Annotated in this window: 20 protein-coding genes and 1 pseudogene; 12 read left to right on the forward strand and 9 right to left on the reverse strand. The window is 68.7% G+C overall.

The window, feature by feature from the left end:
- Nucleotides 1–5: 5 nt before the first annotated feature.
- The gene (locus tag E3O67_RS00855) at nt 6–1,232 is read left to right on the forward strand and encodes a PrsW family intramembrane metalloprotease (protein WP_135101455.1); all 1,227 of its coding nucleotides are present in this window, start codon (nt 6–8) and stop codon (nt 1,230–1,232) included.
- A 248-nt stretch (nt 1,233–1,480) separates the two neighbouring features.
- A complete protein-coding gene (locus E3O67_RS00860; protein WP_134427062.1) occupies nt 1,481–1,852 on the forward strand; it encodes an FKBP-type peptidyl-prolyl cis-trans isomerase in 372 nt (123 codons plus the stop codon).
- 50 nt (nt 1,853–1,902) lie between these two features.
- On the opposite strand, the gene E3O67_RS00865 is transcribed toward E3O67_RS00860, so the two are convergent.
- Nucleotides 1,903–2,187 carry a DUF167 domain-containing protein gene (locus E3O67_RS00865; protein WP_241981898.1) on the reverse strand — a complete coding sequence of 95 codons (285 nt, stop codon included), beginning with the start codon at nt 2,185–2,187 and terminating at the stop codon, nt 1,903–1,905.
- A 55-nt stretch (nt 2,188–2,242) separates the two neighbouring features.
- Between E3O67_RS00865 and E3O67_RS00870 the strand changes: the two genes are divergently transcribed.
- Nucleotides 2,243–2,662, forward strand: a complete 420-nt coding sequence (locus E3O67_RS00870) for a hypothetical protein (RefSeq protein ID WP_135101457.1) — start codon at nt 2,243–2,245, stop codon at nt 2,660–2,662.
- Here E3O67_RS00870 and E3O67_RS00875 read toward each other — a convergent pair.
- From E3O67_RS00875 to E3O67_RS00895, 6 genes are all read right to left on the reverse strand, one after another.
- Nucleotides 2,634–3,149, reverse strand: coding sequence for an SDR family NAD(P)-dependent oxidoreductase (locus E3O67_RS00875; RefSeq protein ID WP_241981899.1), 516 nt, complete (start codon nt 3,147–3,149; stop codon nt 2,634–2,636). The two genes, E3O67_RS00870 and E3O67_RS00875, sit on opposite strands and share 29 nt — an antisense overlap.
- 5 nt (nt 3,150–3,154) lie before the next feature.
- Nucleotides 3,155–3,331, reverse strand: a complete 177-nt coding sequence (locus tag E3O67_RS17285) for a hypothetical protein (RefSeq protein WP_166786883.1) — start codon at nt 3,329–3,331, stop codon at nt 3,155–3,157.
- 68 nt (nt 3,332–3,399) lie between these two features.
- Nucleotides 3,400–3,825 (reverse strand): pyridoxamine 5'-phosphate oxidase family protein, encoded by a 426-nt coding sequence (locus tag E3O67_RS00880; RefSeq protein WP_134427058.1) that lies wholly within the window; start codon nt 3,823–3,825, stop codon nt 3,400–3,402.
- A gap of 113 nt (nt 3,826–3,938) precedes the next feature.
- Entirely contained in the window at nt 3,939–4,550 is a 612-nt protein-coding gene (locus E3O67_RS00885) for a hypothetical protein (protein WP_135101459.1), read from the reverse strand.
- A 393-nt stretch (nt 4,551–4,943) separates the two neighbouring features.
- Complete coding sequence (locus E3O67_RS00890; RefSeq protein ID WP_134427054.1) at nt 4,944–5,213, reverse strand: protealysin inhibitor emfourin; 270 nt, start codon at nt 5,211–5,213, stop codon at nt 4,944–4,946.
- 10 nt (nt 5,214–5,223) lie between these two features.
- Entirely contained in the window at nt 5,224–6,408 is a 1,185-nt protein-coding gene (locus tag E3O67_RS00895) for a M4 family metallopeptidase (RefSeq protein ID WP_135101461.1), read from the reverse strand.
- 254 nt (nt 6,409–6,662) lie between these two features.
- Between E3O67_RS00895 and E3O67_RS00900 the strand changes: the two genes are divergently transcribed.
- Together E3O67_RS00900 and E3O67_RS00905 are read left to right on the forward strand one after the other, a co-directional pair.
- On the forward strand, nt 6,663–7,565 hold the full coding sequence (locus tag E3O67_RS00900; protein WP_134427050.1) for an LLM class flavin-dependent oxidoreductase: 903 nt from the start codon (nt 6,663–6,665) through the stop codon (nt 7,563–7,565).
- Nucleotides 7,566–7,766: 201 nt separating this feature from the next.
- Complete coding sequence (locus tag E3O67_RS00905) at nt 7,767–9,653, forward strand: BCCT family transporter (protein WP_241981901.1); 1,887 nt, start codon at nt 7,767–7,769, stop codon at nt 9,651–9,653.
- Between the two features lie 67 nt (nt 9,654–9,720).
- Here the strand turns inward: E3O67_RS00905 and E3O67_RS17690 are convergent.
- Nucleotides 9,721–9,774: pseudogene (locus E3O67_RS17690) on the reverse strand (hypothetical protein); the annotation flags it as partial.
- 158 nt (nt 9,775–9,932) lie between these two features.
- On the opposite strand from E3O67_RS17690, the gene E3O67_RS00915 reads away from it, so the two are divergent.
- The 7 genes from E3O67_RS00915 to E3O67_RS00945 all read left to right on the forward strand — a co-directional run bounded on the left by E3O67_RS00915 (nt 9,933) and on the right by E3O67_RS00945 (nt 16,160).
- Nucleotides 9,933–11,087: an AI-2E family transporter gene (locus E3O67_RS00915; RefSeq protein ID WP_134427048.1), complete on the forward strand. Its 1,155-nt coding sequence runs from the start codon at nt 9,933–9,935 to the stop codon at nt 11,085–11,087.
- A 111-nt stretch (nt 11,088–11,198) separates the two neighbouring features.
- Nucleotides 11,199–12,056 carry a class II fructose-bisphosphate aldolase gene (locus tag E3O67_RS00920; protein WP_134427046.1) on the forward strand — a complete coding sequence of 286 codons (858 nt, stop codon included), beginning with the start codon at nt 11,199–11,201 and terminating at the stop codon, nt 12,054–12,056.
- Nucleotides 12,057–12,060: 4 nt separating this feature from the next.
- The gene (locus E3O67_RS00925; RefSeq protein WP_135101467.1) at nt 12,061–12,888 is read left to right on the forward strand and encodes an HAD-IA family hydrolase; all 828 of its coding nucleotides are present in this window, start codon (nt 12,061–12,063) and stop codon (nt 12,886–12,888) included.
- The gene (gene dhaL, locus E3O67_RS00930) at nt 12,885–13,532 is read left to right on the forward strand and encodes a dihydroxyacetone kinase subunit DhaL (protein ID WP_134427042.1); all 648 of its coding nucleotides are present in this window, start codon (nt 12,885–12,887) and stop codon (nt 13,530–13,532) included. Before E3O67_RS00925 ends, dhaL begins: the two co-directional genes overlap by 4 nt.
- A 35-nt stretch (nt 13,533–13,567) precedes the next feature.
- Complete coding sequence (dhaK, locus tag E3O67_RS00935) at nt 13,568–14,563, forward strand: dihydroxyacetone kinase subunit DhaK (RefSeq protein WP_134427040.1); 996 nt, start codon at nt 13,568–13,570, stop codon at nt 14,561–14,563.
- Between the two features lie 110 nt (nt 14,564–14,673).
- On the forward strand, nt 14,674–14,943 hold the full coding sequence (gene rpsO / locus E3O67_RS00940; RefSeq protein WP_104101100.1) for a 30S ribosomal protein S15: 270 nt from the start codon (nt 14,674–14,676) through the stop codon (nt 14,941–14,943).
- A 128-nt stretch (nt 14,944–15,071) separates the two neighbouring features.
- Nucleotides 15,072–16,160 (forward strand): LLM class flavin-dependent oxidoreductase, encoded by a 1,089-nt coding sequence (locus E3O67_RS00945; protein WP_135101469.1) that lies wholly within the window; start codon nt 15,072–15,074, stop codon nt 16,158–16,160.
- 147 nt (nt 16,161–16,307) lie between these two features.
- Here the strand turns inward: E3O67_RS00945 and E3O67_RS00950 are convergent, their stop codons facing one another.
- Nucleotides 16,308–16,496, reverse strand: coding sequence for a DUF1508 domain-containing protein (locus tag E3O67_RS00950; protein ID WP_134427036.1), 189 nt, complete (start codon nt 16,494–16,496; stop codon nt 16,308–16,310).
- Nucleotides 16,497–16,542 lie beyond the last annotated feature (46 nt).

Raw genomic sequence — 16,542 nt, forward strand, 5'->3', positions numbered from 1 at the left:
TGGGCATGACCTACGAGCCGACCCCGGCGCACGCCGCCGCCCCGCACCCTCGTCCGGACGGATCCCGGCCGACGGCCCCAGCCGCCGCCGTGCGGCCGGCGGCCCAGCCGGTGCAGCCCGTCTGGACCGCGCCGGTGCGCCGCACCCGGGCGGGCATCGTCACGCTCGCGGTCGCCGGCCTCGTCTTCGGGGGTGCGAGCCTGCTGCTGGTGTTCGTCTACCTGGCCACCTTCCTCGGGGCCGGCACGCTGCTGGTCGGCCTCATCCTGGCGCTCATCCCGCTGATCGGCATCCTGCTCGCGGTGCGCTGGATCGACCGGTGGGAGCCGGAGCCGCGCCCCGCGCTCTGGTTCGCGTTCCTCTGGGGCGCCGGCGTCTCCGTCGTGACCGCGCTGCTCTTCGACCTGGGCGTGCAGTTGGCCCGCGCCGGCACCGGATTCAGCGAAACGGATGACGGGTTCGCCGCCGCCGTCTTCCAGGCGCCCCTCGTCGAGGAGGCCGCCAAGGGAGCCGGGGTGCTGCTGCTCTTCTGGGTGCTGCGCCGCCGGTTCGACGGCCCGGTCGACGGCGTGGTCTATGCCGCGACGATCGCTGCCGGTTTCGCCTTCACCGAGAACATCCAGTATTTCGGCGTGGCAATGATGGAGGGCGGCGCCGAGAACCTGGGTTTCACGTTCCTGGTGCGCGGGGTGCTGTCTCCCTTCGCCCATGTCATGTTCACCGCCTGCATCGGCATCGCCTGCGGGCTGGCTGTTCGGTTTCGGCCCGTCGCGGCCCTCGCCACGATCCTGCTTGGATTCGCCTCTGCGATCTTCCTGCACTTCGTCTGGAACGGCGCGTTCTTCCTGGTCGAGAGCGAATCGCTGGTGTCGTACTACCTCGCCGTGCAGGTTCCCCTATTCCTCGCCGCGATCGTGGTTGTCGTGCTGCTGCGGCGCCAGGAGGAACGCGTCACCGTGCTCCGGCTGCGCGAGTATGCCGCCGCCGGCTGGTTCAGCCTGGCCGAGGTGGGCATGCTCGCCACCCGCGACGGCCGCAGCCAGGCCCGCGCTTGGGCGTCGCGGCAGCCGCCGGCCCGTAAACGGGCGATGCGTGACTTCATCCACAACTCCACCCGTCTCGCCTTCGCGCGCCAACGCATGCTGAACGGAACGGCCGCGAACGTCGACCGTGCCGACGAGTCGGAGCTGCTGGGGCTGATCCAGCGTGACCGTGCCGGCGTGATCACCTGATGCCGTGTTCCCGGCGAACGCCGATGCCTCCGCGAGCAAGGCCCTGACGAGCAACGCCCTGACGAGCAACGCCCTGAGGAACAGGGACTCGCCGTCCCGGTGGTGTGGCAGTGCCGACAACTCTCCCGGGGCGACGAGTTCTCAGAACATAGTGCGCCCGGCACCCGCGTTCGCGCAAGAGGGAAGGCGTTCGCGCACGGAGGAATTTTCGGCGTGCGGGGGAGCGCGCAATCCGATTGGATAGAGCTATGACTGATCTGAATACCAAGCCCGAACTCGACGCGCCCGAGGGCCCCGCGCCCACCGAACTGACCGTCACCGACATCGTGGTGGGCGAGGGTGCCGAGGCAACCCCCGGCGCCACCGTCAACGTGCACTACCTCGGCGTCGCCTACGACACCGGAGACGAATTCGACTCCTCCTGGAGCCGCGGGCAATCGATCAACTTCCCGCTGGGCCAGCTCATCGCCGGCTGGCAGCAGGGCATCCCCGGCATGAAGGTTGGCGGACGCCGCAAGCTGGTCGTCCCGCCGCACCTGGCCTACGGACCGGCCGGCGGAGGACACCAGCTCTCCGGCCAGACCCTGATCTTTGTGATCGACCTGCTCGGCACCCGCTAGAAACCCGCATCGACGAGGCACGTGCGAGTCGCCACGCGGGTCGCCGTTCGCTACGAATCGTCTTCGATTCGCACGTGCTTGATCCGGGAGGCGTGACCGCGCACGATGGTCACCGCACTCGTGGACACTCCGAAGTGCTTGGCCAGCAGCTTCACCAGCGCATCGTTGGCGGCCCCTTCGACAGCCCGCTGCTGCAGGAACACGGTGAGCGGGGCATCCGTCGGGGCATGGGGCATAGCGTCGCCCGGCGCCTGGCCCGGCTCGTCCACGGTGACGAGCGGTCCCTTGCGGCTGCCGGGCTTCACATGCACCGTCAGGTTCACCGTTCGCGTCACGCCGGTCCTCCTGGAATATAGTTCTCTTCACAACGCTAGTGGGCGGAGTCGGAACATGATCTCAATCGATAATGCACGGGCCCTGGCCGAGGCCGGGTTGTACTGGCGACCGACCTCCGGTGACGCCTTCCGCATCGAGCGCTCCGGGTTCGAGAGCGACGTGTTCACCGTCAGCGACATGACGATCGAGCCGCACGAGTTCGACACGGGAACGATCCTCGGCTTCAACGGCACCACCGAGTGGGCCCTGGATTCGCTGGCCCTCGAGGATGCCCTCTGGTTGCCGCGGGAGGACCAGCTGCGCGACCTGCTGAGGAGCACGTTCCGGTCGCTCACCCGGCAGGGCGAGAACAGCTACCGGGTCACGGTCGACCTGTTCGGTGCGCCGGAATGCTTCGACGCCGCCGACCCCGCGGATGCCTACGGCGACGCGCTCCTCCGCCTGATCAGCCTGTCCGCCGACTCCCTCGCCTGACCCTGCCCTCGCGGCTGACCCTGCCCTCGCGGCTGACCTTGCCCTCGCGGCTGACCTTGCTCCCGCGGCTGACCTTGCTCCCGCGGCTGTCCGCCCCGTCGAGATCGGCGAGCTTGACCGCCACGAACCGGCGCGCCGCGTCCGAGGTCTGCACCCGGAACGGGGGCCGGTCGCCGTCGAGCAGGGCAGCGATGACCTCGCCGGCGCTCCGGGCCGACTGCGCCGCGTCGAACGACGACGCCGCCCGGGCCAGGTAGGCCTCCAATGCGGCGGCGTACGGGTCATTCGCCGGGCCGGACCGGCTGAGGTCCCGGCCGACATTGGCGACGCATGAGGAGGCCACCGCGCCGGTCTCGACCACAGTCACCGACACGCCGACCGTGGCGGCGACCGGGGCGAGGCTTTCCATGAACCCCTCTACCGCGAACTTCGCCGCGCAATACGCCTCGTTGAAGGGCTGTCCGACGACCCCGCCCGCGCTGGACACGGTGATCAGCCGGCCACGGCATCCGTTGCAGCCTGAGGCTCAGTCACGTCCAGGCGACGGATGTCGAGGCTCACCTCCGCGTCGGCGGTCGCGTCCCGCAGGGCCAGGGCCCGGGCACCCTCGAGGTTTGCGCATGGTGGCCACCACCGTGTGCCCGGCCCGTGCGGCGGCGACGGCGGCATGGAGTCCGATGCCGGAGGAGGTCCCCGTGATCAAGACGACGCGGGAGTCCGGTGCGTGAGTCATTCTGCTAGTACCGGTCAGGTTCCGGGCCGAGCTGGAACCGTCGGCCGGTGAGCTTTTTCGGCGTGATCTCGACGTAGATGTACTTCAGGGTCGGGATCAGCGGGCGTAGAGGCAGCTGGTCCGCGGCCTCGATTTCGGCCTGCTTGTCGAGAACCCGGGCCTCGCCTCGCACCACGACGCTCCATGCCTCGCTGCGGCCGATGCCGTCGATCTCGAAGGCGACGCGGTTGTTCACCGTGAGCTCGAGGAGCTTCGTGCCCTCGGCGGTGCGGAAAACGAGACGCCCGTCTGCGGAGACGAAGTTCACCGGGTAGATGTCCGGCTCATTGGAAATGCTCATCGCGAGCCGCCCGAAACTGGACGAGATCAGGAGATCCCAGCATTCGTCCTCGGTGAGGTTCTGAACCGGATACAGGTCGTTGGTTTCCATGACCCATAGTCCCACGCGGTCCGGTGCGGCGCGAGCAGGCGGCGGTACGAAAAACGCGCCCACCGTTCCCCGAGGGGCGGTGGGCGCGTTTTCGGCCGGATCAGCGAGCCGGATCAGTCCCGATGGGCCGGGCGCACCACGGTGCGTCGCAGCGCGAGGAGCGCGCCGAGTCCGAGGAGCAGGGTGCCGACGGCCACGGAGACCAGCAAGGGAGCCGAGTCGACGCCGGTCGCGGCGAGCTCGGGAGCGGCCGTCACCGTGTCAGCGGCAGCCGGCAGTGCCGTCTCGGTGGGGGTCGGGGTTGCCGTCGGTGTGGGTGTCTCTGTCGGCGTGACCTCGGCCGCAAGCGCGATCGTGTTGAGCTCGGTCGCGCACTCCACGGTCGAGCCGCCACCGTTGCTGGAGTAGTTGCACTGGTTAACGGTGATGGGAACCTCGGTCGTCACCGTTGCCGAGGGATTCACCCGGCAGAGCACATCGGCGCCGCCGCCGTTGCCGGCGTTATTGCACTGGGTGACGGTCGCGTCGGTGGTGTTCTGGAGGGGCACGCAGTCAAGTTCCGTGCTGGCTCCGGATCCGACGCATTGGTTGACCGTGGCCGGGGATGCCGTGGTCGCGCCGGTGATGTGGTTGTTCACGGTCACCGTGCAGATGGTGTTGCCGCCTCCGACGTTGATCGAGCCGTTGCACTGGGTGATCGTGCGGATTAGCTTGGAAGAGTTCACGACCGTCGCTGCGGGGGGCTGTACCTCGGTGTTCGCCGCGTGAACGCTGACGATGGTGCTCGTGGTCGAACTGGTCGCGCCGGTGGCCAGATTGAGATAGTTGTCGACCGTGACGCTGCATTCGACGGCGCCGGTTCCGCCGCCGACGCCGGCAACATCGTTGCACTGATCGACGGTGCCGTCGACCGGAGCGGCAGAAGCCGCAACCAGAGGCGACGCGGTCAGGACGAAGGCTGAAAGGAGGAGGCCGAGGGCCAGGACAATCGAACGGTTCAGTGCCGTCGAGTGAAAGAATGTACGTGAAGATTTAACAGCCGGCAGATTTGCGATGGAGGCCCCCTTATTAGGGACACTCTAACAGGGGATTCTCAGCCGCACACGACGGAATACGGGTCAGTGGCCCTCGTTCACGCCTCTGACCCGGTCAATAAGTTCCTGCCACGGCCCATGGACCTGCTGTTCGCCGAGCACGACCTCGTGGGGTGCGCAGCGGATGCGGTATACGTACCGGTCCGGCTGCGGTGCGGTCTCGGACACCTCGTCCCAGGGGAGCCCGGAGAGCATTTCCGCCCAGGTGGACCGGTCGGGTTGTTCGTCCACCTGCACCTCCCAGGTGGTGCGGATGCCGGCGAAGCCACCGCTGCGCGAGACGACGACCTTCATGAGGCCGATGCTACTCCGGCCGGGGCACAGGATCGACGGCGACGTGGCCGGAGGCGGTCCCGGTCCCCGCCGCGATGTCGGACCAGGCCCGGGAGCCGGCGCCGAGCCCGCCGCCGAGGCCGACGGCGCTCCAGCCGGCGATCACGGCCTCGTGTTCGCGGGACCCGGCTCCGTGGCGCGTGACCGCGGCCCGGGAGGTCGCCCGGGCGAACCCGGCGAAGTCCACGGTGCGGCCGAGCGTGCCCGAGGTGAGGGTGTCGAACCAGATCTGGCCGGCCGTTTCCCAGGCGTTACCGCCGAGAGCGGTGGCCACGAGGTAGAACGCCCGGTTCGGAATGCCGGAGTTCAGGTGCACCCCGCCGTTGTCGTCCTCGGTTTCGATGTAGCCGGCCATGTCGGCGGGTTGCGGGTCCTTGCCGAGCACGTCGTCGTTGTAGGCGGTGCCCGGAGCCTTCAGCGAGCGCAGCGCGACCCCCTGCACCTGGTCGGTGAAGAGTCCCTCGCCGATCAGCCAGCCGGCCTCGGCGGCGGACTGGCCCAACGACCGCTGCTCCACCAGGGAGCCGAACACGTCTGACAGAGATTCGTTGATCGCGCCCGACTGCCCCTCGTAGGCGAGGTTGGCGGTGAACTGGGTCACCCCGTGGGTGAGTTCGTGCCCGATCACCGTCAGCGACGAGGTGAAGCGGTTGAAGACCTGGCCGTCGCCATCGCCGAACACCATGCGCTCGCCGTCCCAGAACGCGTTGTCGTAGTTGCGGCCGTAGTGCACGGTTGCCTCCAGCGTCAGCCCGCGGTCGTCGATCGAGTCGCGTTCGAACGCGTTCCAGAACAGGGAATGGGTGTCTCCGAGCCCCGCCCAGGCCTCGTTCACGGCAGGGTCGGCCCCCTCGGGCTGGCCCTCGCGGCGGACCAGCCGGCCCGGCAGGCGCTCCAGGCCACCGGCATCCGACACGGCCCGGTCGAGCCGACCGCGCACCGGCGGCGCCCCGCCGCGCACACCCGGGCGGGCAGCCGACGGTGGTGACGGATGCGCCGCCGCGCGCAGTTCCCGGATCGGCACGTCCCGCATCAGGGAGCGTCTGGCTGCCTCGGCCGCAGCCGCGAGCCGGGGATCGTCGACCCGGGCCAGCCGCACCAGCAGGTACGGCGGCACGATCGTGCACCGGGAGAAGCCGTGCGATGAGCCTGTCATGGGTCGAGTGTGGCACCTGACGCGCACCTGCACCACAGAAAACCCCCGACCGGGCCGCGGGCCGGCACCGGGAACCCGAGTGGGGGAGGCCCGCGGCGGCATCCGGAACGTGGGCCGGGTGCCGCCACGGGGGTCTGGTGTACAGCCGTTGACCGGCTGCCCGAGGGGGAACGAACGCCGGTCGAGCACCATTAATAGCACTGCTCAGGCCGGGCGAAAAGGTGCCGGCGACGGGCCTTTCGTAGACTCTCAGCATGCGCTTCGGAATCGTCATCCTCCCGCAAGACTCGTGGCCCCAGGCCCGCCGCCGCTGGCAGGGCGCGGAGCGGCTCGGCTTCGACCACGCCTGGACCTATGACCACCTGTCCTGGCGGTCGCTGGCCGACCAGCCCTGGCACGCGACCATCCCGACTCTGACCGCCGCGGCGGTCGTCACCTCCCGGATCCGACTGGGTACCTTCGTTTCGTCACCGAACTTCCGGCATCCGGTGACCTTCGCCAAGGAGATCGCCACCCTCGACGACATCGCCGGCGGGCGGTTTCTGCTCGGGGTCGGCTCGGGCGGCACCGGGTTCGACGCCTCCGTGCTCGGACAGCCCGACTACTCCCCGAGGCAGCGGTCCGAGCGCTTCGCCGCCTTCGTCTCGGCCCTCGACCGGCTGCTGCGCCACGAGCAACCGGGCAGCGGCGGCATCAGCTTTGCGGGGGAGTGGGCGACCGCGGTCGGCGCGCGTATGGTCGGCACGCCGGCCCAGGAGCCGCGGGTTCCGTTCGTCATCGCCGCAAATGGGCCCAAGGGGCTGCGCCTGGTCACGACGTTCGGGGCCGGTTGGGTGACGACGGGAGCGGACGGCGCCGTGGGCGCGGACTGGTGGGCAACGGTGGCCGGCCTGACGCGCCGGCTCGAGGACACGGCGTTCGCCGCGGGCCGCGACCCGGCCACCATCGACCGGTACCTCTCGCTCGACAGCGGTGGCGGCTACTCCCTGCAGAGCATCGGAGCCTTCGAGGATGCCGTCGGCCGAGCGGCCGAACTCGGCTTCACCGACGTGATCAGCCACTGGCCACGCGCGGAGGGAATCTACGCCGGAACGGAGACCGTCCTGCAGCAGGCGGCCGCTGTGATCCAAGGGCACGCCGGAGCCGGCGAGGCCTGACCAGCAGGCAGAGGAGTACCGGCATCGCACAGTCGGCGAAGATGAGCTAGAATGGACGATTCGCACCGGCATCCCCTTCCGCTCTGGAACCGGGCCCGGCCCCGCTGCAGGCCTCGTCGACGAGGTGCTGACACGACCTCCGCTCCGCGCCCGCACGACCCTGATGGCGACGGTCCATGCTCCCGATCCAGAAAGCACTTCGTGACACCACTCTCCTCACCAAGCCGCCCCGACGATCGAACCCCGGACGATTCCCGCCACCGTGTCCGCGGCAGGCTTGTGCCTGCCCCGCGGGTCTTCTTCCCGGCCCTGATCATCATCCTGCTCGTCGTCGTGGTTGCCATCGTCTTCCCCACCGGCACGGGCGACACCCTTGCCCTGCTGCAGGGCTGGGTCGTGGCCGGCCTGGGCCCGTATTACATCTTGATCGTCGCCGCGTTCGTGGTCTTCGCCACCTGGATGGGCATGAGTCGATTCGGTGACATCAAGCTCGGCCAGGACGACGACGTGCCCGAGTTCGGGCTGATGTCGTGGTTCTCGATGCTCTTCGCCGCCGGCATGGGCATCGGCCTCGTCTTCTGGGGCACGGCCGAGCCACTCACCCACTTCACCAACCCCAAGCCCGGCGTCACGGGCAGCAGCCAGGAGCTCGCCGCCGCGGCCATGTCGCAGACGTTCCTGCACTGGGGTTTCCACGCCTGGGCCATCTACGCCGTCGTCGGACTGTCGCTGGCCTACGCCATCCACCGCAAGGGACGCCCCGTCTCCATCCGCTGGGCCCTGGAACCGCTCCTCGGCGACCGAGTGCGCGGGCGCCTCGGCGATGCCATCGACGTGATCGCGATCGTCGGCACGCTCTTCGGCGTGGCCACGTCCCTCGGCCTGGGCGTCAAGCAGATCGCGGCAGGCCTGCGCCACTTGGGCGTCGTCGGCGCGGTCGACAATACCCTGCTCGTCGTGCTCATCGTTATCATCACGGCGATCGCCACCGCCTCCGTCGTCAGTGGCGTGGGCCGGGGCATCAAGTGGCTCTCGAACATCAACCTCGGCATGGCCGGGCTCCTCCTGGTCGCGGTGCTGCTCCTCGGCCCCACGCTCTACCTGTTTCGCGTGTTCGTCGAATCGATCGGCGGCTATCTGCAGGGCGTCGTCGGACTCACGTTCGATGCCGGTTCCTTCACCGGCCAGACCGGCCTCGACTGGCAGGGTGCCTGGACCGTCTTCTACTGGGGCTGGTGGATTTCGTGGGCGCCGTTCGTCGGCGTCTTCATCGCCCGGATCTCCCGCGGGCGCACGGTGCGCGAGTTCGTGGCCGGCGTTCTGCTGGTGCCGACCCTGGTGACCTTCGCCTGGTTCGCGGTCATGGGCGGCAGCGCCATCAAGCAGGCCTTCGGCGGCGACGGCGGCGGACTGTTCGACCCGGCAGTCGGCATCATCGCCGAGAACGTGCTCTTCGACTTCCTCTCCGGACTGCCCTTCGGCGGCGTGCTCTCGGTGCTCGCCGTGATCGTGGTGGCCATCTTCTTCATCACCTCGGCCGACTCCGGGTCGCTCGTCATCGATATGCTCGCTTCCGGCGGCGACACCAACCCGCCCAAGTGGAGCCGCATCCTCTGGGCGGGTCTCAGCGGACTCGTCGCGATCGCGTTGCTGCTGGCCGGCGGGCTCGCGGCGCTGCAGACCGGAGCCATCCTGACCGCCATCCCGGTCAGCGTGGTGATGATCGGCATGTGCGTCGCCACCTACAAGGCGTTCCAGGAGGAGCATCAGGTGCTGGTTCGCCTCGAACGCCGTCAACGCCGGGACGAACTGTCCCGGCGGATCCGGAAGAACGTGACCGACCACCTGGAAGAGAATTTCGACGACCACTTCGGCGACCAGATGGACGAGCGGATCACCGCTGCCCTCTCCGAGGGGGAGCAACGCCGCTGGAAGCTCTGGCGTCGCAAGCATCCGGTGGAGCACGCCCGTGCGGAGTCGGACGATGGCGCTCAGGTGGAGCTGTCCGGGCCGATTCAGGGCGAGCCGATTCAGGCTGCGCCGGCCGAACCTGCCGAACCTGAGACGCCTCGGACGTCGATGCGATAACCCATCGGTAGCCTTCCGGCGTGAGCGGGCGGATGCCGGGGGCCACGAGTGGGGCCGCCGTCACCGGACCCACCGCCGCGGCCACGACGGTGTCTCTGAAGGCGCCGAACAGTGCCGCCACGGTCGGCGCGCTGGTGAAGGTGACGGCGTCGAGGCCGCCGGCGAATCTCCGTCGAAGTGGTCCGACGCCGGGCCGGGGGGTGCCGCCCCCCAATCAGTCGGGAGGCTCTCGGCCGGGCAGCCGTTTACCCGGGTGGCACAGGTGCCTATGGTGGCAGCATGCGCACCGACGACCCCTCGCACCCGTCCCTGCAGACCCTGCTGACCAGCCGGCTGGGCCGGTGGGCCATCCGCTCTGCCCAGATCATCGTCGTGGTCGTGCTGGCCGCCGGCGCCGTCTACGCGCTGGTGCAGGTGAAGCTTGTGGTGATCCCCGTCCTCGTGGCGCTCATCCTGGCGTCGGCGCTGGCACCGCTGGTCGGCTGGCTGCGCAAGCGCGGCCTCCCGAGGATCCTCGCGACCTGGATCACCCTGCTGGCAGGGGCGCTCATCCTCGGTGGCATCATCACGCTCATCGTCGTCGCGGTGCGCAACCAGTGGGGTGAACTGGTGGCGGCAGCCGGCGACGGGCTCGATGAACTGCAGGGGCTGCTGGTCGAGGGGCCGATCGCGTTGGACTCGGAGCAGTTCAACGCGGTGCGTGATGCGGTCGTGGGCTTCGTCACGAGCGCGCAATTCGGCACGGGCGCGCTCGCCGGTGTGTCCGCCGCGGTGGAACTGGTCACCGGAGCCCTGCTCGTGCTGGTGATCCTGTTCTTCTTCCTGAAGGACGGCGGCCAGATCTGGACCTTCTTCCTGCGTTTCCTGCACGGTGAGAACCTCGAGCGCGCGCACCGGATCGGCGACGCCACCCCGGTGGTCCTCGGCCAGTACGTGCGGGGAACGGCGATCATCGCCCTGTTCGACGCCGTTCTGATCGGAATCGGGCTGGCCGTCCTACAGGTTCCGCTGGCGCTGCCGCTGGCCGTGATCGTGTTCCTGACCGCGTTCATCCCCCTGATCGGGGCGACCATCGCGGGCATCCTGGCTGCCCTCGTGGCGCTGGTGGCCAACGGGCCGCTCGTGGCGCTGATCGTCGTGGCCATCGTGATCGTGGTCAACCAGCTCGAGGGCGATCTGCTCAACCCTGTGGTGATGGCGGGATCGTTGAGGCTGCATCCGCTCGTGATCCTCGTCGCGTTGACCGGGGGCACCATCCTCGGCGGCATCGCCGGGGCTGTGCTCGCCGTGCCGATCGTGGCCGTGGGCTGGGCGATGATCAAGGTCTGGGATGGGCCGGACCAGTCGATCACCCAGCGGGAGAAGTTCTCCCTCCGGCACCGGCCGACACCCGTGAGTCCGTCCCAGCCCGCGAAGCCGGCGCAGACCGCGTAGGCCGAAACCCAGTGTCGGCGTCGGGTTGTCGGCGTCGGGTTGTCGGCTTCGGGCATTGTCGGCGTCGGGCCGCCAGCCTACGATGAGCGGCATCTGACCGGGGAGGCACAGGTGGCGATCTCAACGCTGAAGTCCGTCGTCGACCGGGCATTCGCCGAACGTTACGGCGTGCCCGCGATCAATGTCGTGAACGACTTGACCATGGAGGCCGTTCTCGCGGGGGCGGTCGAGGCGCGCTCCCCGGTGATCGTGCAGACATCCGTCAAAACCGTGAAGACCATCGGGTCGAGGGTGCTGTTCGCCACGTGGGAGGCGATGACCGCCGGCATCGAGGTGCCCGTGGTGCTGCACCTCGACCACTGTCCCGACCGGGCCGTGATCACCGAATGCCTGCGCCAGGGTTGGAACTCGGTGCTCTTCGACGCCTCCGTTCTGCCCGTGGCGGAGAACCAGCGGCAGACCATCGAGGTCGTCGCCGAGGCTCGCGGTTTCGGCGCGCATGTGGAGGGCGAGATCGAGTCGATCACCGGGGTGGAAGACGGGATCGGCTCGGAGGCGCCCTCCGCGCGACAGAGCCTGGAGATCTCGCTGCGGTTCATCGAGGCCACCGGGGTGGATGTCTTCGCTCCCGCGATCGGCAACGCTCACGGCGTGTACAAGCGTGAGCCGGTGCTCGACTTCGACCGGGTCACCGATCTGGTGGCCGCGCACCCGATCCCAATCGCCCTGCACGGCGGCAGCGGCCTCAGCCCGGCCCAGTTCACCGACCTGATCGGGCGCGGCTGCGCCAAGGTCAACATCTCCACCGCGCTGAAGATGACGTTCATGCAGTCGAGCCTCGCCTTCCTGAAAGAGGCGGAGGCCCGGGACACCTGGGACCCGCCGTCGCTGTTCGGTCAGGTGCGCGGCGACGTCGTCGCACTCACCCGCGACCTGGCCGTGCGATTCGGCAGCGCGGGGAAGGCGTGAGGACATGCCGGCGATTATCTTCGACTGCGACGGCGTACTGGCCGACACCGAACGCGACGGCCACCTGCCGGCGTTCAACCAGACCTTCGAGGAATTCTCGGTGCCCGTGCAGTGGAGCGACTCCGATTATGCCCTGAGAGTGAAGACCGGGGGAGGCAAGGAACGGATGCGCAGCATCCTCACCCCGGAGGTCGCGACCGCGCTCGGTCTGCCGCAGGGCGACCCCGTGGCCCTCGACGAGGCCGTCGCCCGCTGGCACCGGCGAAAGACCGCGATCTACACCGAGCGGGTGGCGAGCGGCGCGCTGCCGGCCCGCCCGGGCATCCGTCGCCTCGTCGCCCAGGCCGAGGCTGCCGGCTGGACCCTCGCCGTGGCTTCGACCTCGGCGGAGGAATCCGTGCGCGCCGTGCTCACGCACGCGGTCGGGCCCGAGTTGGCCGCGCAGTTCCAAGTCTTCGCCGGCGACATCGTCGACCGGAAGAAGCCGGCCCCGGACATCTACCTGCACGCCCTGCGTGAACTCGGGATCGGACCCGCCGACGCCGTGGTCGTCGAAGACAGCGCGAACGGCCTCCGGTCGGCGCTCGCCGCGGGGCTCCGCACCGTCATCACGGTCAGCGGTTACACCGCGGACGAGGACTTCACCGGGGCATCCCTGGTGGTGTCCTCGCTGGGGGACCCCGGCGGCCCCACCACCGTGACGCTCGTCGACACGCTGGGTCTGGAGCCGGAATTCTTCGTCGACCTGCCCGATTTCGTCGCCATCCTGACCACTCCTGCCCCCGACCTCACTGCCCCCGATCTCACTGCCCCCGATCTGGAGAACCGATGACCCGCTCAGCACTGTCCGACACCGAATTCGTCGTCCACAGTATTGCCCGCACGGCCGTCGACAACGAGCGGGAATTCGGGGACCTCGACGCCGTCGTCGGTGACGGCGACTTTGGGTTCTCCCTGGCCCGCGGGTTCGAGATCGTGCTCGCCGACTGGGACGGCTTCGACCGCTCCAGCCCCTCGGCCTTCCTGAAGAAGGTGGCGCTGGTCATCTCCGGGCGTATCGGCGGCACCTCCGGTCCCCTCTGGGGCACCGCATTTCTGCGCTCGGCCGCGGCGGTGTCGGGCAAAGAGGAACTGAGCGGCACCGACGTGGTGGCGATGCTCCGGGCCGCCGCCGACGGGATCAAGGCCCGCGGCAAGGCCGACCTCGGCGACAAAACCCTGCTTGACGCCCTCGTGCCGGCCACGGATGCGCTCGAAGCCGAGGTCGCCGCCGGCAGCGACCCGGAGGCCATCCTCGCCAGGATCGCCGTGGTCGCACGATTGAGCGCGGATGCCACGAGCATGCTGCAGGCCCGTCGCGGCCGGGCCAGCTACACCGGGGAACGCAGCATCGGCTCGCCCGATCCCGGAGCGGTCGCCGTGGCGGTCATCCTGGAGCGTCTCAGCCGGGAATGGTCCTCGCGCGACGACCTCTGACTCACAACCATCAACGGCACCAGGAGGAGGGAACCATGAAGAAATTCGTCAACGACCCGAAGCAGTTCGTGCCCGACATGCTCAAGGGCATCGCCGCCGCGAACCCCGACACGCTGCGCTACGTGCCGGAGTACAACCTGATCATGCGGTCCGACAGCCCCAGCCCGAATCGGGTCTCGATCATCCAAGGATCCGGGTCCGGCCACGAGCCGGCGCACGTCATGACGGTGGGCCGGGGCATGCTGGATGCCGCGTGCCCGGGTGACGTCTTCGCCGCGCCGCCCATGGACTACGTCTACGAGACCACCAAACTCCTGGCGTCGCCGAAGGGGGTGCTGCTGCTGGTCAACAACTACACCGGCGACCGGATGGCGTTCGAGATGGCCCAGGAGATGGCCGAGGCCGACGGCATCACCGTGAAGACCCTGTTCATCGACGATGACGTCGCCGTGCAGGACTCCACCTACACCGTGGGGCGCCGCGGCGTGGCGGGCAATTTCTTCGTGATGAAGGCCGTTGGGGCGGCGGCCGAGGCCGGCGCCGACCTCGAGGAGTGCGTGCGGATCGGCGAGAAGGTGGACAGCGTCACCCGCACCATGGGAATCGCGCTCACCTCCTGCACCCCGCCCTCGAAGGGATCGCCCCTGTTCGAACTGGGGGAGGATGAGATTGAGGTGGGCGTGGGCATCCATGGTGAACCGGGCCGGCGCCGCGCGAAGCTGACCACCGCGAACGAAATGACCGACGAGATGCTCGACGCGGTCGTGAGTGACCTGCCGTACGTGTCGGGGGATCGGGTGGCCCTGATGATCAACGGCCTCGGCGGCACCCCGATCAGCGAGCTCTACATTCTGTTCGGGCGGGCGCACGAGCAGCTCGCCGCGCGGGGGATCACCGTGGGCCGCAGCTACGTCGGCGAGTACTGCACCTCGCTGGACATGGCGGGAGCATCCCTCACCCTGGTGCGCCTCGACGACGAGATCGAGGGGTTGCTCGCCGCCCCGGCCGAGATCGCCGCCCGCATCTTCTGACCATCCGGACTCTGCTAAACTCGGACGGTTGCCGTTTGACGGCCGCGGATCAAGAGAGCCCAGGCATTCGGCCCCGGGCACCGCGCAGTGAGAGAAAGGGGATCCCATCTATGGCACTCGAAGCTAATGCAAAGAAGGCGATCATCGAAAAGTACGCTACCCACCCAGGCGACACCGGGTCCCCCGAAGTTCAGATTGCAATGCTCACGCAGCGCATCCTGGACCTCACGGAGCACCTGAAAGAGCACAAGCACGACCACCACTCGCGTCGTGGCCTGCTTCTCATGGTTGGTCAGCGCCGTCGTCTGCTCGGTTACCTGTCGGATGTCGACATCACTCGGTACCGCACGCTGATCGGCAGCCTCGGACTGCGCCGCTAAGGCACTTTTCGAAGACACCGCGATCTTCTTACAAACGGGTCGTCACCTTTCGGGTGGCGGCCCGTTTCGTTTGTCCGGGGGTGCGGAATGCGGGAATATCCCCGGGCCCGGCGCGGTTTCCACCAACGATGTCTACCTCCCCGCTGAGCCTCTCCGTGCTCGATCTGATCCCCGTCCGCACCTCGCAGAGCTCCGCACACGCAATCGCGGCAGCCGTGCACCTCGCCCGGAGCGCGGACCGGCTCGGTTACACCCGCTACTGGGTGGCGGAGCACCACAACATGCAGGCGGTCGCGTCGACGAACCCGCCCGTGCTGATCGGCATCCTCGCGGCCCAGACCGAACGCATCCGGGTCGGCGCCGGGGGTGTCATGCTGCCGAACCACTCACCGCTGGTGATCGCCGAGCAGTTCGGCATCCTCGAGGCCGCGTACCCCGGCCGCATCGACCTGGGACTGGGCCGGGCGCCCGGCAGCGACCCGATGATCACCGCGCTGCTGCGCTCGAGCGGAGCCGTCAGCGAGGTCGACGCGTTCCCGCGCAACATCGCCGACATCGCGGCGCTGTTACACCCCGACGGGGCGTCGCTCAGCCTCACCTCCGGCCGGGAGTACACCCTGCACGCGACACCGGCCGCCACGGGGATACCCGAAATCTGGCTGCTCGGCTCCAGCGACTACTCGGCCCGGCTCGCCGCCCGGCAGGGCATGCCCTACGTGTTCGCCAACCACTTCGCCGGCGACGGCACCACGGCGGCCCTCGAGCTGTACCGCCGCGGGTTCACACCCAGCGAGACCCTCGACGCGCCGCGCACGATCCTCACCCTGAACGTGTCGGTCGCCGACACCAGAGGCGAAGCCCTCGCCCTCGCGCTGCCTCAGATGCAGCAGATGGCGCGGCTGCGATCGGGCCTTCCGCTCGGCCCGCTCGCAACGGTCGAAGAGGCCGCCGCCGCGCCGATGGCCCCGGCGCTGCTCGAGATGGTCGAACGGATGACGGCCGCCTGGATCATCGACGAACCCGTCGCCGCAGCCGCGCGCATCCGTGCCCTCGCGGCGCAGTTCGGGGTCGACGAGGTCATGCTGCAGCCGATCGCCTCCGCTCACACGGGCGCCGACATGGCCACCTCACCCGGTCGTGAGCGCACGCTGGAACTGCTCGCTGCTCAGCTCCTGATCGGCGAGCACCTCGCCGCCGAACTGCTCAGGGCCGGCTAGGCGCTCCGGGCGGTTGTCGCACAGCGAGACCTCCGCCCCGAACGAATTCGACGGAGATTTTGCCCGAAACGGGCTCACAACCGTGGAAATACCCTGTTTCCAGGAGAATCTCCGTCGAATTGGTTCGACGCCGGACGCGAACTCGGCTCAGGCGTCCGGTTCCGTCATGTCGACCACGTGCGACTTGACGTGGGTCTTCAGCGCCTCGATGCCCTTGAGGGCCTCCGCCTTGGAATGGTAGCTCTCGGAGGTCGCGATCACTTCGCCGTTGTTGGCCTTCAGCCGAAACTGATATCCGCCGGATCGTTCTGCGTAGAGCTCGTATTTTCCGCTCATCACACACTCATTTCTTCAACATTGAAAAACGTGGTCGGCAGCTAGC

The organism is Cryobacterium sp. TMT3-29-2 (genome assembly GCF_004564305.1).
GTDB classification, from domain to species: Bacteria; Actinomycetota; Actinomycetes; order Actinomycetales; family Microbacteriaceae; genus Cryobacterium; species Cryobacterium sinapicolor.

What these genes read in the sequence shown, in the direction of transcription:
- E3O67_RS00855 (WP_135101455.1), top strand. Translation starts at nt 6, where the DNA reads ATGACCTACGAGCCGACCCCGGCGCACGCCGCCGCCCCGCACCCTCGT.
- E3O67_RS00860 (WP_134427062.1), top strand. Translation starts at nt 1,481, where the DNA reads ATGACTGATCTGAATACCAAGCCCGAACTCGACGCGCCCGAGGGCCCC.
- E3O67_RS00870 (WP_135101457.1), top strand. Translation starts at nt 2,243, where the DNA reads ATGATCTCAATCGATAATGCACGGGCCCTGGCCGAGGCCGGGTTGTAC.
- E3O67_RS17285 (WP_166786883.1), bottom strand. Translation starts at nt 3,331, where the DNA reads ATGCCGCCGTCGCCGCCGCACGGGCCGGGCACACGGTGGTGGCCACCA.
- E3O67_RS00880 (WP_134427058.1), bottom strand. Translation starts at nt 3,825, where the DNA reads ATGGAAACCAACGACCTGTATCCGGTTCAGAACCTCACCGAGGACGAA.
- E3O67_RS00890 (WP_134427054.1), bottom strand. Translation starts at nt 5,213, where the DNA reads ATGAAGGTCGTCGTCTCGCGCAGCGGTGGCTTCGCCGGCATCCGCACC.
- E3O67_RS00895 (WP_135101461.1), bottom strand. Translation starts at nt 6,408, where the DNA reads ATGACAGGCTCATCGCACGGCTTCTCCCGGTGCACGATCGTGCCGCCG.
- E3O67_RS00900 (WP_134427050.1), top strand. Translation starts at nt 6,663, where the DNA reads ATGCGCTTCGGAATCGTCATCCTCCCGCAAGACTCGTGGCCCCAGGCC.
- E3O67_RS00915 (WP_134427048.1), top strand. Translation starts at nt 9,933, where the DNA reads ATGCGCACCGACGACCCCTCGCACCCGTCCCTGCAGACCCTGCTGACC.
- E3O67_RS00925 (WP_135101467.1), top strand. Translation starts at nt 12,061, where the DNA reads ATGCCGGCGATTATCTTCGACTGCGACGGCGTACTGGCCGACACCGAA.
- dhaL (WP_134427042.1), top strand. Translation starts at nt 12,885, where the DNA reads ATGACCCGCTCAGCACTGTCCGACACCGAATTCGTCGTCCACAGTATT.
- dhaK (WP_134427040.1), top strand. Translation starts at nt 13,568, where the DNA reads ATGAAGAAATTCGTCAACGACCCGAAGCAGTTCGTGCCCGACATGCTC.
- rpsO (WP_104101100.1), top strand. Translation starts at nt 14,674, where the DNA reads ATGGCACTCGAAGCTAATGCAAAGAAGGCGATCATCGAAAAGTACGCT.
- E3O67_RS00945 (WP_135101469.1), top strand. Translation starts at nt 15,072, where the DNA reads ATGTCTACCTCCCCGCTGAGCCTCTCCGTGCTCGATCTGATCCCCGTC.
- E3O67_RS00950 (WP_134427036.1), bottom strand. Translation starts at nt 16,496, where the DNA reads ATGAGCGGAAAATACGAGCTCTACGCAGAACGATCCGGCGGATATCAG.